This window comes from Pseudarthrobacter woesei, assembly GCF_055412745.1.
Genome location: NZ_JBVAYU010000011.1, coordinates 14,086 through 26,507 on the forward strand (window position 1 = coordinate 14,086; position 12,422 = coordinate 26,507).

A 12,422-nucleotide genomic window follows, 5' to 3' on the forward strand; every position below is an offset into this window, starting at 1 on the left:
GACTACCTGCAACGCGGAGTCACTTACGGCCTATCCCGGTGGGGATTATGGGCGCGAAGTGACCCCGCGTTGCGGTCTATCGGGTCAGCGGAGCACGATGTCCACCGGGTTGGCCTCGGACCGCCACGTTCCCACGGACCCCGGATGGGGCCCGATCACGGGGGCGGTGAGCACGCCGGAGCGGTTGGTGCGCTTGTCCCGCAGGATCTCGGTGACCGAGCCGAGGTGCCGGGACAGGTCGATCACGTTCTCCGGCGCGGCCAGGAGCAGCTGGAAGCCGAACTCGTGCAGCGCCTTGATTCCGGCACCGGCGAACTCCTCCGAGGCCAGCACGAAGGCCTCATCCATCATCACGGTGCCGTAGGTCGTGAATCCCTGTTCGGCGATGCCCAGCTGGTAGCTCAGCGCCGCGGCCATGATGAACGCCGTGAAGCGCTGCCGCTCGCCGCCGGACATCGAGCCGGTGTCCGCGTGCATATAGACCTCGGTCTTCCGGCGGCCGCCCTTTCCTGACCCCCTGGACCCGGAGCCCTGGACCTCGCGGTGCTCCTTGCACTGGACGAAGAGGTGCCCACGGACATCCAGCACTTCGGAACGCCAGCGCCGGTCCTCGGGAGTCTGCGAGCCGAGCCGCTTCACGAGCGTTTCGAGCGACTTGTAGCGGTTGGTGAGCTCCGCGTCGTCGTCGATTTCCGTCCCGGAAACGGAAGCGGCAACGGAAGCGGCGGCCTTGCCCGGCCGGGTGTGCCGGACCTTCAGCGCGTTCTGGATGGCGTCCTTGAACTGCTTGGCCGTGGCCGGCAGGGTCTGCTTGATGTCGAGTTCCAGGAAGCTGCCCTCGTGGAAATTGACCCCGGACAGGATCCCGTTGAGCGGAAGGATGCGGCTGGTGATCGAACGGCGTTCCTCGTCCAGCAGGTGCAGCAGCGTGCTGAAGGATTCGTGCGTGCGCTGGTTGAAGAACTGCCGGAATTCGGCCTCCTGCGCGGGAAGCCCGTCGCTGACAATCGCGTGGTAGCGGGATTCGAACTCGCCCGCGGCACCGATCGAGGTGCCGTGGTCTGCGGAAATCGCCGTGCCCCATTCGCGGACGAAGCCCTCGAAGATGCGGGTGAGCCGCTCGGAGGTGGCCTGGCCGCGGGATTCGGCGGCGTGCAGCTCGGCGAGGAGCCGGGTCCGCACCTGGTTGGCGAGGTTGTCCAGCTCGTACATTTCGAGGACACCGCCGAAGTCCGTGAAGTACGGTTCCAGCGCGGAGACTGTGGCGTCCGACGGCGGCGACTGCGCCAGGCGGGTGCGCGCGGCGTCCAACAGGGCATCGGCGCTGGTCAGCTGCGAATCAAGGGCCTTGTACTCGCTCTGCAGCACGGCCGCGGCCTCGGTGCTTGACTGGTGCCTGTGACGGGCGGCCTCGGTCTTGGCGCGCAGCGGTTCGAGGTCGGCCTGCGCGGCGAGGGCATCCTTGAGCCGCTGCTCGATCCGGGCGAGCTCGTCCGAGGCCACGGCGGCCGAGACCTGCTCCCAGGACCGATGGTCGTCGGCCACACGACGCAGTGCCTCGAGCTGCCGGCTCATGCCTTGGTGCGACTCTTCGCGGCTCTGCGCCAGCTCGGCGGCCTTGGCCAGTTCCTGCTGCAGGTCCTCGACCCGCCCGGCCACGAGTTCACGCTTCGAGGCGTTGTCGAAGCCGAGGACGTAGTCCTGCCGGGACGTGAACCGGTCGTCCTTTTCCACCGTGTGGCGGTTGCGCTTGACCACACCGCCCAGGCTCAGGCCCTTGTCCAGCCGGGCCAGCTCATCCGGATCATCGACGCACGGGAACGCGAAGTCGAGGGCAATCCGCTCGCGGATCCACCTGCCTGCCTCGGCGCCGGGTCCCATGGTGAGGATGTCCAGCTTCCCCAGCAGATCGCCGTCGGCCGCGTCCTCCACCGCCAGCGCACCGCCGGCAAGCGGCTTGGCGACGTCCACCGCGCGCAGTGCACCGCGGACCGAATGGTCGTTGAGGTACCGGGTGACGGCGGCAAAGTGCTCGCCGGGAACCAGCAGCGTTGTCGCAAGGCCGCGCAGCGCACGCTCGGCGGCCGGCCGCCACTGTTCCTGGCCCTCGGCGAGGTCGATCAGCTCGCCGCCGAAGGGCATGTGCTCCTCGGGAACACCGGTGGCGGCGGAGATGGCGCTGCGGTTTTCAATGCTCGACGGCGGCAGCAGGGACTTGCGCGTCTTCAGCGAGAGGAGCTCCTGCTGGGCTGCGGCGAGCTCGCGCTTCCTGGTGGCGTGGCCGTCGAAGGCCTCGAAGCGGAGCTCCTTGAGCGCCTCCGAATCGTCCTTCAGCGCCGCCGAGCGCGCGGCGGCGTGTTCATGCGCCCGTTCCCAGCCGGCCGTGGTCCACTGAAGCTCCAGGCCGGCGTCGGACAGCGCCTTGCGGGCAGATTCCTCCACCTGTTCGCGGAGCTTGAGCCCCACCCGCGCGTTTTCCAGCGACTGCTCGATGGCCGAGATCGCGTTGCCGCCCTGGTTGTTGTAGTCCGCCTCGAGCTGGCGGAGCTCCCCGGCCAGGCCGTCCCGGATGCCGCGTTCGGCGCCGAGTTCCTTGGCCTTCGCCTGCGCGAGGTCCTTGAACCGGGCGAGCGTTTTCTCGTGGACGGTGACGGCCAGTTGCTGCTTAAAGGCCTCGAACTCCTCGCCCGCGAGGTCCCGGAGCCGGTTGGCGTCGAGCAGGGACTGGGCGTACTCCTTGTTCAGGCCGGGCACCGGGGCCAGCTGGTCGCGCTGCTGCCGGACGTCTTCCAGGCGCTGCCGGATGGACATCAGGTTGCTGAATTCCTCGACGACGTCATCCGCCGCGGACAGCGTGGCGGGAGCGTCCAGGACCTGGTCGCGGAAGAAGGTGTTGACGCTGCCGCCGAGACCCTTGCCGGCCTGGATGACGCGCAGCAGCGGGAGTGCCTGGTCAGAATTGATGCCCAGCAGGCGGCGGAAGCGTTCCGCGAACGCCTTGTGGACGTCGAAGGTCTGGGCGTCCGGGAAGATCGTGTCCAGGGCCGACTTGGTGAACCGCTTCTCCGCGATGCCCTCGATGGCCGTGAGGTCCAGCGGCTTGTTGTCGATCAGGTAGTACCGGCCGACGCTGGATTCCGTGCCGTTCTTGGGCAGGTCGAACAGCGCCGAAACGGTCACGCGGGTGCCGGCGGCGTTATCGAAGGTCAGGGCGACTGCGGACCAGGTCGCGCCGGGGCGCTGGAAGGCACTCGCCGAGCCCTCGCCGACGGCTTTGTCCCCCACCTTGCCGCGCATGTACGTAAACGTGGTCCGCTTGTCCTCCACCGCGCCGCCGGCACGCTGGGCCGCCGCTTCGTTGGAGCGCGGCCGGGCATCGAAGACCCGCAGCATCGCATCGAACAGCGTGGACTTGCCGACCCCGGAATTGCCCGTCAGCAGGGTGCCGTTGCGGTCCACGTGCATGGTGTGGGCGCCATGGAAGGTGCCCCAGTTGACCACCTGGACGAGGGCGAGGCGCATCTGGCCCGGGTTGGTGAGCTCGCCCATCGGGAGCATGGTCGCGATGCTCACTTGGTCTCTCCGTTAGCGTCCGTGGTTGCGTCAGTTGTGGTTGCGTTGGACGACGACGGCGATGCCGCCCGCGCCCCTTCAGAGTCGTCCTCATCAGTGTCGTCGTCCACAGGAGTCGCTGAGTCGGCGTCGAGCTCCAGAAGGGGTTCTGTTCCGGACTGGTCCGTGGCGGCGGCTACCAGGGCTTCGATCTGGGCCGGGATGTCTCCGATGTTTTCGAAGGGCAGGGCCAGCGGGAGGGCGTTGGAGATCGTGTAGACCTCGTCCAGGCCGGTGGTGATGAGGAGCTGGCGGGCCAGGAGCTTGGTGATGGCGCGGCTCACAACGTCGGAATCGCGCAGGGCATCCTGTTGGCCGGCGGGCTGATAGTGGGCGACGAGTTCGGCGATTCCCTCCCTCGTGATCGTGGGTTCCGTCTGGGCTGTAACGTGGCGGTCCAGCAGCAGGCGCAGGCGCAGCAGCACGATTGTTTCGACCCGGCTCAGGGCGCGCTGCTGGCGCAGGATGCTGGAGCGGGTGCTGCCGCCGATCGCCTCGGGGTCGACCGGGCGCAGAACTGCCACTTTGCGTTCGTGGTCCAGCTGCAGGGTGAGGAAGAGCTCTGACAGGCGGCTGCGCAGGATCAACTGGTTGTCCAGCAGCGTGGTCCAAAGCTTTTCGTCACGGCCGCCGTCGACGTACGGGCCCTTGAGGAGCTTCACGAGCGCCTGGCGGACCTTCATCGGGAGTACACCGGTATCGCCCGGGAAGAGCGCAGCGCCGTCGACGAAGGTATCCCGCGGGGTGACGGTGAAGGGGTCCGAATAGACGTGGGCCGGCGCATCATGCGCTTCGTGGGAAAGTTCGGTCATCTTCAGTCCTTCTTGAGCGTGACGACCGGCAGGTACGCGGTGCGCGTGGTGCCGTCGATCTGTTCGAAGTCGATGGTGTCCCAGGCCTCGCGGTCAAAGCCGGCCCCAGAGTGCAGGGCGTGCGAAAGCAGGGCACGGATGGAGTTGATGTGGCGTTCCCCGGCGGGCAGCTGCTCCCAGGCTTCGGCGAAGGTGGCGGCGCCGGCGAACGCGGCCCGGATGGACTCCGGCCGGGCTTTGCCGGTCCGCGGCGAGCGAACCCGGTCCGAGTCGCTGAAGGCGATGGGGTCGGCGAGCTTGGGCGGGGCCGCGAACTCGTCCGGGTCGAAGAGCTTGACCATAGCCAAGGACTCAAAGCCTGCGTTGAACAACTCCGGGCCGCGGACCAGGCCGGCGCGTTCCCGCTCGTAGGGCAGGGAACGGATGGCCTGTTCGGCCTCGCGGAGGACTTTGCGGAGCCGCACGGACTGGCGGAAGTCGTCGCTCTGGACGTAGGTGTTCAGGCTTTCGCTGAGCTTGCCGTAGATCCGCTGAATCTGGCTATGCTGGGTGCGCAGTTCCGCCACGAGGTTCTTCAGCGTTTCGCGTTCCTCATGACGGAGGTCGTCCGCGAACTGCCGGCTCAGCACCTCGCCGATCGCCGAACGGAAGCGCACCTGCTGCTGCGGGTCTTCCAGGAACGCCGTGAAGGAGCGGAAGGTCCTGCCCTCCGGACTCTGCCGGAGACGTTTGTCCGCCTCCAGCACCTGGGCCATGGTGGCACCCTTGCTCAGGGACTCCTCGATGATCTGGTTGCGAAGCCCGCCCACCAACTCCTCGATCCGGTCACGCATCTTCTTGTAGTCCGCGGGCAGGCTTGCGGCGAGGTCCAGGATGTTGCCGGCAGCCTCCACCGCCTCGTCGTCGTCGAGCAGGCCGTCAAAGCCCCCGGAGCTGATGTCCTCGATCAGCTGGCGCCGTTCGCCGATCTCCTCTTCAAGGGATTCGAGCCGGGCGCTCTGGTCCGGGTTGGTCTCGTTCGCGAGCTTTTCGACGTCGCCCAGCAGCGTGCCGAGCCGGGAACCGTTAAGCGTGGAGCGTTCGCTGGAGAGGCTGTCGAGGAAGGCGAGAACCCGGGCCGCGGGTTCGGTGACTTCGTAGACGATCCGGCCGGACTGGTTGCGGCGGGTCAGGAAGTTCTTGCGCGTCCACTCGTCCGCATACTTCTTACCGGAGGGCGCGCCGTTGCCGGAGCCGCCCTGTTCATCTCCCGTCCCGGGTGTCCGGCGGCGGAGCTGCTCAAGGAAGGCGTCGACGTCGGCATGGAACTGTTCCAGCGGAAGCTGCGGCCGGGTGCGGGTAAAGGAGGCCTGCAGCACGGCGATCACCCACGGAGCCGAGCGGGTGAGCGCCCAGGCCGGGCCCTTGGTGAGGACTTCGAGGTCCCGGAGCCGGGCGCTGATGGCGTCGGCCGAGGACTGGGCGGAGCGGGACACACATTCTCCTTGAGCTGCCTCGGGGATGTTGGTCGGGCAGCGGATACGGAAAACTGCCAGCTACAAGGTTAACTCAGGCCCCGAAAGGATTAGGCGTTGAATGCCTCCCGCCGCAGGAGCACACTGTATACATCACATGAGAGGAGTTTTTGTCATGCGTAAAAAAGCGGTATTGATCACGGGGGTGGCGGCTGCGGCGGTGGTTCTGGGCGGCGCGACCGTGGCGGTCGCGGCCGGCACCCAGTCCAGCGGTCCCGGGGTCAGCCCCGGGGTCAGCCTTGACCGCTCGTTCCAGGTGGCCGGCGGCGGCGGGCCCGAGCGGGACGACGATTCCAATCTGCCGGCGCTGACTGTCGAGGACAGCGACAGTGCCGCCAACGCCGCCCTCGCCAAGGTCGGGCAGGGCAGGGTGGCCGAAGTGGAGCGGGAGAACGACGGCGGAGCCGCCTACGAGGTGGAGATCCGTCTGGACAACGGCTCCGAGGTCGAGGTCCAGGTCGGTGCGGACTTCCAGGTCCTCAGCCAGGCCGCCCCCGAGTTCGACGACGACTGAACGCGCCACCGAATCGCAACGCGGGGTCAGATCCGGCCCGTCACGGGCCCTGACATCGGCTGTAGGTGACCCCGTGTTGAGATTCAGGCCGCCTTTTTTACCGGCCCGGGCGCGGAGAAAGTGCGCTTTCCGCAACCGCCCCGTGACCTACGCTCCGGTAGCATTTCAATCCCGTATCAAGAGCCCGGCACGGCCTCCGGACTCTGGTTGACCGCGTGTCCTGCACCCTACGCTCGGGCTACTGATTCAGCCGGAGCAATGGTGCAGGGGGAAGAATGCAGTTCGACCTAAGCGCAGTGGAAACGGGAACCATGGTGTTCATTGGAACACTCGTGTTTGCCCTGATAATCACCCTCTTTATGATGACGGCGTCATTCGCCGCCCTGGTGCTGGTCGGCGTCGGCCGCCTCGCCTGGTTCATCGCGGCCAGCATCTTCCTGGGACTAGTCCACGGCATCAACCATGCCTGGGACCGGCTGGTCCACCACGCCTCGACCGTGGAGCTGCCGGGTGACTTCGCCGCCGAATTCATTGCGCAGCCAGCCCCTAGTACCGGCACCTACCCGCGGGTAGTATTGCGGGACAGCTGAAGGGTCCTCCACCCACGGCGGATCCAGGGCTCGAGCCGGTAACCCCGGTTAGAGGAGATGCCCCGTGAGCTCCGCCGTCGAGAATCCAGCCACCGAAAATCCAGCTACCGACAGCCCCGCCGCAGACGTTCCCGTCCCTGCTGAAGCGATCGGCCCCGGGGCCACCGCGGCCGACGCCCGGGCCATCACCGAAGCCGCCCGCGACACGACGTGGGACAGGCCCAGTTTCGCCAAGGGCCTGTACCTCGGCAGTTTCGACCTCAGCCTGATCCACCCTTGGCCGGAGGCCCCGGCGGACGACGTCGAACGCGGCGAAGCGTTCATGGCGCGACTTACCGCCTACTGCCGCACCATGTCCGGGCGAACCATTGAGCGCGACTCCCTGATCCCGGACGAATACCTCAAGGGGCTGGCGGAGCTGGGCGTCTTTGGCATGAAGATCCCCCGCGAATACGGCGGTCTCGGCCTGACTCTGGTCTACTACGGCCGGGCGCTGGCGCTGCTGGGCTCGGTGCATCCCAGCCTCGGCGCCTTGCTCTCCGCCCACCAGTCCATCGGCGTCCCTGAACCGGTCAAAGTGTTCGGCACACCCGAGCAGAAGCAGGAGTACCTGCCGCGTTGCGCCGCCGGAGCCATCACGGCCTTCCTGCTGACCGAACCCGACGTCGGCAGCGACCCCGCCCGGATGGGCGCCACCGCCGTCCCCTCGGACGACGGCCAGTGGTACATCCTGGACGGTGTGAAGCTCTGGACGACCAACGGCGTGATCGCCGAGCTCGTCGTCGTTATGGCCCTGGTGCCGGCCCGCACCGGCGCGGACGGAACGGTGCACAGGGGCGGCATCAGCGCCTTCGTCGTCGAGATGGCCTCCCCCGGCATCACGGTGGAAAACCGCAACTCCTTTATGGGGCTGCGCGGCATCGAAAACGGCGTCACCCGCTTCCACCAGGTCAGGGTGCCCGCCGCCAACCGGCTGGGCCGCGAAGGACAGGGCCTGAAGATCGCCCTCACCACGCTCAACACCGGCCGGCTCTCGATCCCCGCGCTCTGCGTCGCCTCCGGACGGTGGAGCCTGAAGATCGCCCGTGAATGGTCCAACGCCCGCACGCAGTGGGGCCGGCCGGTCGGCAAGCACGAGGCCGTGGGCAAGAAGATCGCCTTCATCGCCGCGAGCGCCTTCGCCCTGGACGCCGTGTTCGAGCTCTCCGCGGAAATGGCCGACGCCGGGCAGAAGGACGTCCGGATCGAGGCGGCCCTCGCGAAGCTGTGGTCCACCGAGATCAGCTGCCGGATCGCCGACGAACTGGTGCAGATCCGCGGCGGCCGCGGCTTCGAGACGGCGGACTCACTTGAGGCCCGCGGCGAGCGTGCCGTCCCCGCCGAACAGCAGCTCCGCGACCTCCGGATCAACCGGATCTTCGAGGGGTCCTCGGAAATCATGAAGCTGCTGATCGCCCGCGAAGCCGTGGACGCACACCTCGCGGCCGCCGGCGACCTCGCCTCCGAGGACGCCAGCCTGTCCGACAAGGCCAGGGCCGCCGTCGGGGCCTCCGGGTTCTATGCAAAGTGGCTGCCCAGGCTCGTCGCCGGTGCGGGCATGGATCCGCGTTCCTACAGCGACTTCGGCCGGCTGGCCAAGCAACTGCGCTTCGTCGAACGGTCCTCGCGGCGGCTGGCACGGCAGACCTTCTACGGAATGGGGCGCTGGCAGGCGAAGCTGGAGCACAAGCAGGCGTTCCTGGGCCGGATCGTGGACATCGGCGCCGAGCTGTTCGCCATGGCTGCCTGCTGCTCCCGGGCCGAGATGCTGCTGCGCACCTCGCCGGAACGGGGCGCGTCCGCCTACGAGCTCGCCGAAGCATACTGCGAGCAGGCCCGCGTGCGGGTGGACGAATACTTCGACCAGCTGTGGCGGAACACGGACGACGGCGACCACGTCCTCTCCGGCAAGGTCCTCGCCGGGGACTACGAGTGGCTTGAAGAGGGCGTCCTGGACCAGTCCGAGGGCACCGGGCCGTGGATTGCCGACGCCAGTCCGCGCGCTTCCGTGAAGGAGAATCTGCACCGCAAATACCGCTGAGCCCGGCCTGACCGCCACGCTGCCGCGGGAACTGAATAGTAAGCATCCTTGCTACCGGGTACTGCCCGTGGTTAAGTGGAGACGAGACCTCCGCGCAGGTCGCCGCCTTGCGGTGCCCGGTTCAAACAATGAGCGCGGGTCAATCAGTGAAAGTGAGCAGTCCTCATGAGCAGCACAGCAGGCCCCGAAGATCGAACGCCTCGACGCGCCCGCGACGAGGAAGGGGCCGTCAATCATGAAGCCCGGATCCACGACGCGCGTCAGGACGCCGCCGGCGCCACTGACACGCGCGCTATCCCGGCCGACGCCGCGGCAACCACCCGGACCCACGAGGCGGTCACCGCTGAACCGACCCGGGCCCAGCCGGTGACCGCTGTCCGCCACGATGAAGCAGGCCATGACGCTGCGGTCGAAGAGGTGCCCACCCGCGAGACCGTCGTGGCCCGCGAGAAGGAGCAGTTCGGCGGCATCAAGATCGGCTCCGCCTTCTTCGGCTGGCTTGCCGCCACCGGCATGGCGGTGCTGCTGACCGCGCTGGTGGCGGCCGCCGGCACCGCCGTCGGACTCGCCACCAACACCGACGTCAACGCGGCGGTCAATTCCGGCGACCAGACGGTGGGGCTGGTCGGCATCATCGTGCTGCTGGGGATCCTGCTGGTGTCCTACTACTGCGGCGGCTACGTCGCCGGCCGGATGGCCCGCTTCAACGGCGCCAGGCAGGGTTTCATGGTCTGGGTCTGGGCCATCGCCGCCGCGATCGTGGTCGCCATCCTCGGCCTCGTGGCAGGACAGCGGTACAACATCCTGGCCAACCTGAACAGCTTCCCGCGGATCCCGGTCAACGAGGGCCAGCTGACCACAACGAGCATCATCGCCGCCGTGGTGGTCGCCGGAGTCGCGCTCGTCGGTGCCGTACTCGGCGGCCTCGCCGGCATGCGCTTCCACCGAAAGGTGGACCGCGCCGGGTTCACGCCGGCGGAAGCGGCTGAGGAGCGCTAAGCCGGCCGCCTCTCAGCGCAGTTCGACGGCGTTCAGGTAGCGCCAGCGGCGGCCGGCCCGCAGGAAGCGGCTGGTCTCATGGTGGACTCCACGTTCGCCGGCATGCCGGAAATGGGCCTTAAACTCAACGGTTCCTTCGGTGTCCAGCGGTCCGCCGCGACTGGTGGAGACGATGTCCAGCCGGCGCCACTGCATGGCCGGATCCAGCTCCAGCTCGGCGGGCCGGGTGTCCGGGTGCCAGGTCCGCAGCAAGTAGGCGGGGTCGAGCACCACGAAGGCGCTGTAGCGGGCGCGCATGAGCTGCTCCGCCGTCGGCGCCTCCGCTTCGCCGCGGTGGAAGCGGCCGCAGCAGCCGCCGTACTGCTCCCCCGAAAGACACGGGCAGTTCCCTTGATACGGGGCGGCCTCCGGCTGGCCGGACGGCCCGGGACTGGGGTCAGCGGCGTGCGTCACGAGGTGTCCTTCCAGCGGGACCGGACGACGCCGGCAGGGCTGCTTCCGACTATAGACGCACCTCACCGGCGCCGCCGCGTCCACCGGGATAACGTCTTCAACACGTCTTGGCCCAGACCGGCGGGGCCCGCGCGTCCGTTCCGAAAAGTCCGTATTGTTAAGGAGTGCTGTTACCCGGCGACCTTGTGGCGGCCGGTAGCGCATGGACGGCCAGCCAGGAGAGGTGAAATGGAAGATCCGACGACCATCGCCCTGAACCTGACTTTTTTTGCGACCCTTGTAGTGGCGTTCGTCATGTTCTTCGGTCTCTTCCTCGTTTTTGCCGCCACTCTGGTGATTGCCGGCCTTGGACGGCTGGCGGCCGTCATGGTCATGGCCGCCGCCCGCAGCCTCGGCGGCGGCCGTTCCGAGCCCGTCCCGCTGAAGGCGAAACCGGCCAAGCCGGAACCCGCGCTGTCCCCGGAGTGGGCCGCCGCCGTCGCGCGGGCCGATGCTCGCGCCGCCGCGAGGGCCAAGGCCGAGGCGGCACCGGCCGTCAAGGTTTCGGTCCGCGACCTCCCCAGCCCCAAGACCCCCATCCAGGATGTGACGGAAGTGGGGCCGCTGGTGGAGTCCGCCACGGACCGGAACGGCGAGCTGGGTGCCGTCCCGCGCGCCTTCACGAAGCTGCCGATGCCCGCCGCCAAGTCCGTGCTGGATACCGGCTCGCTGGTGTCCCTGCCCGGCCGGCTTCCACTGCTTCCACTGCCCAAGAACAAGCCGCAAGCCGGGCCGCAGGCCCAGGAGCGCAAAGCAGGCTGAGCCCTTACCCCGGCAAGGCAATTCCGCTACGGTGAAACCCATGGAATTCAGGTATCTCGGGAACAGCGGCTTCAAGATTTCGGAAATCACCTTCGGAAACTGGCTCACGCACGGTTCCCAGGTGGAAAACGACATCGCCGCCCAGTGCGTCCGGGCAGCGCTCGACGCCGGGATCAGCACCTTCGACACCGCGGATGTGTACGCCAACACGGCTGCGGAGACGGTCCTCGGCAACGCATTGAAGGATGAGCGCCGGCAATCCCTGGAGATCTTCACCAAGGTGTTCGGCCCCACCGGACCAAAGGGCCACAACGACCTGGGCCTGTCCCGCAAGCACATCATGGAAGCCATCGACGGCTCCCTGACCCGGCTCCGGACGGACTACGTGGATCTGTACCAGGCCCACCGCTACGACTACGAGACGCCGCTTGAGGAGACCATGCAGGCTTTCGCGGACATCGTGCGGCAGGGCAAGGCGCTCTACATCGGCGTCAGCGAGTGGACCGCCAACCAGATCCGCGACGGCCATGCCCTCGCCAGGGAGCTGGGCTTCCAGCTGATCTCCAACCAGCCGCAGTACTCCATGCTGTGGCGGGTCATCGAGGCCGAGGTGGTTCCGACGTCGGAAGAGCTGGGCTTGTCCCAGATCGTCTGGTCCCCCATGGCGCAGGGCGTCCTGAGCGGCAAGTACCACCCCGGCAAGCCCGCCCCCGAGGGCAGCCGCGCCACGGATTCCAAAGGCGGCTCGAAGATGATCGAGCGCTGGATGTCCAACGAGGTCCTCACCGGAGTCCAGCAGCTCAAGCCGATCGCCGAGGAGGCCGGACTGACCATGGCCCAGCTGAGCATCGCCTGGGTGCTGCAGAACAAGAACGTGGCCTCGGCCATCATGGGCGCCTCCCGTCCGGAGCAGATCGCGGGCAACGCTGCGGCCGCCGGCGTGAAACTCGACCCGGAGATCATGGACAAGATCGACGCTGCGATCGGCTCCCTCGCCGAGCGCGACCCCGCGCAGACCAAGTCGCCCGCCTCAAGGGAGGCGTAGGC

At 67.8% G+C, this 12,422-nt stretch carries 10 protein-coding genes; 6 read left to right on the plus strand and 4 right to left on the minus strand.

Features of this window, described 5'->3' with window-relative positions:
• Positions 1 to 84: 84 nt before the first annotated feature.
• The 3 genes from ACZYZE_RS14920 to ACZYZE_RS14930 are packed head-to-tail and all read right to left on the minus strand — an operon-like array spanning position 85 to position 5,899.
• Positions 85 to 3,573 (minus strand): ATP-binding protein, encoded by a 3,489-nt coding sequence (locus ACZYZE_RS14920; protein WP_459319307.1) that lies wholly within the window; start codon positions 3,571 to 3,573, stop codon positions 85 to 87.
• Positions 3,570 to 4,424, minus strand: coding sequence for a DUF4194 domain-containing protein (locus ACZYZE_RS14925; protein WP_463908516.1), 855 nt, complete (start codon positions 4,422 to 4,424; stop codon positions 3,570 to 3,572). The genes ACZYZE_RS14920 and ACZYZE_RS14925 overlap by 4 nt, the downstream gene beginning before the upstream one ends.
• A gap of 2 nt (positions 4,425 to 4,426) precedes the next feature.
• Entirely contained in the window at positions 4,427 to 5,899 is a 1,473-nt protein-coding gene (locus ACZYZE_RS14930; RefSeq protein ID WP_459319305.1) for a DUF3375 family protein, read from the minus strand.
• A 154-nt stretch (positions 5,900 to 6,053) separates the two neighbouring features.
• Here ACZYZE_RS14930 and ACZYZE_RS14935 point away from each other — a divergent pair, with 154 nt between their 5' ends.
• From ACZYZE_RS14935 to ACZYZE_RS14950, 4 genes are all read left to right on the plus strand, one after another.
• A complete protein-coding gene (locus tag ACZYZE_RS14935) occupies positions 6,054 to 6,452 on the plus strand; it encodes a PepSY domain-containing protein (protein WP_463908518.1) in 399 nt (132 codons plus the stop codon).
• Between the two features lie 275 nt (positions 6,453 to 6,727).
• Complete coding sequence (locus ACZYZE_RS14940) at positions 6,728 to 7,042, plus strand: hypothetical protein (RefSeq protein ID WP_463908520.1); 315 nt, start codon at positions 6,728 to 6,730, stop codon at positions 7,040 to 7,042.
• A 64-nt stretch (positions 7,043 to 7,106) separates the two neighbouring features.
• Positions 7,107 to 9,122: an acyl-CoA dehydrogenase family protein gene (locus ACZYZE_RS14945; RefSeq protein WP_463908522.1), complete on the plus strand. Its 2,016-nt coding sequence runs from the start codon at positions 7,107 to 7,109 to the stop codon at positions 9,120 to 9,122.
• 165 nt (positions 9,123 to 9,287) lie between these two features.
• Entirely contained in the window at positions 9,288 to 10,121 is an 834-nt protein-coding gene (locus ACZYZE_RS14950) for a hypothetical protein (RefSeq protein WP_459319301.1), read from the plus strand.
• A 12-nt stretch (positions 10,122 to 10,133) separates the two neighbouring features.
• Here the strand turns inward: ACZYZE_RS14950 and ACZYZE_RS14955 are convergent, their stop codons facing one another.
• Positions 10,134 to 10,574: a YchJ family protein gene (locus ACZYZE_RS14955; RefSeq protein ID WP_463908524.1), complete on the minus strand. Its 441-nt coding sequence runs from the start codon at positions 10,572 to 10,574 to the stop codon at positions 10,134 to 10,136.
• A gap of 228 nt (positions 10,575 to 10,802) precedes the next feature.
• Between ACZYZE_RS14955 and ACZYZE_RS14960 the strand changes: the two genes are divergently transcribed.
• Both ACZYZE_RS14960 and ACZYZE_RS14965 read left to right on the plus strand, forming a co-directional pair.
• On the plus strand, positions 10,803 to 11,375 hold the full coding sequence (locus ACZYZE_RS14960; protein ID WP_463908525.1) for a hypothetical protein: 573 nt from the start codon (positions 10,803 to 10,805) through the stop codon (positions 11,373 to 11,375).
• A 40-nt stretch (positions 11,376 to 11,415) separates the two neighbouring features.
• The gene (locus tag ACZYZE_RS14965) at positions 11,416 to 12,420 is read left to right on the plus strand and encodes an aldo/keto reductase family protein (protein WP_459319298.1); all 1,005 of its coding nucleotides are present in this window, start codon (positions 11,416 to 11,418) and stop codon (positions 12,418 to 12,420) included.
• Positions 12,421 to 12,422: the final 2 nt, after the last annotated feature.

What these genes read in the sequence shown, in the direction of transcription:
- ACZYZE_RS14940 (WP_463908520.1), top strand. Translation starts at nt 6,728, where the DNA reads ATGCAGTTCGACCTAAGCGCAGTGGAAACGGGAACCATGGTGTTCATT.
- ACZYZE_RS14960 (WP_463908525.1), top strand. Translation starts at nt 10,803, where the DNA reads ATGGAAGATCCGACGACCATCGCCCTGAACCTGACTTTTTTTGCGACC.
- ACZYZE_RS14935 (WP_463908518.1), top strand. Translation starts at nt 6,054, where the DNA reads ATGCGTAAAAAAGCGGTATTGATCACGGGGGTGGCGGCTGCGGCGGTG.
- ACZYZE_RS14965 (WP_459319298.1), top strand. Translation starts at nt 11,416, where the DNA reads ATGGAATTCAGGTATCTCGGGAACAGCGGCTTCAAGATTTCGGAAATC.
- ACZYZE_RS14950 (WP_459319301.1), top strand. Translation starts at nt 9,288, where the DNA reads ATGAGCAGCACAGCAGGCCCCGAAGATCGAACGCCTCGACGCGCCCGC.
- ACZYZE_RS14925 (WP_463908516.1), bottom strand. Translation starts at nt 4,424, where the DNA reads ATGACCGAACTTTCCCACGAAGCGCATGATGCGCCGGCCCACGTCTAT.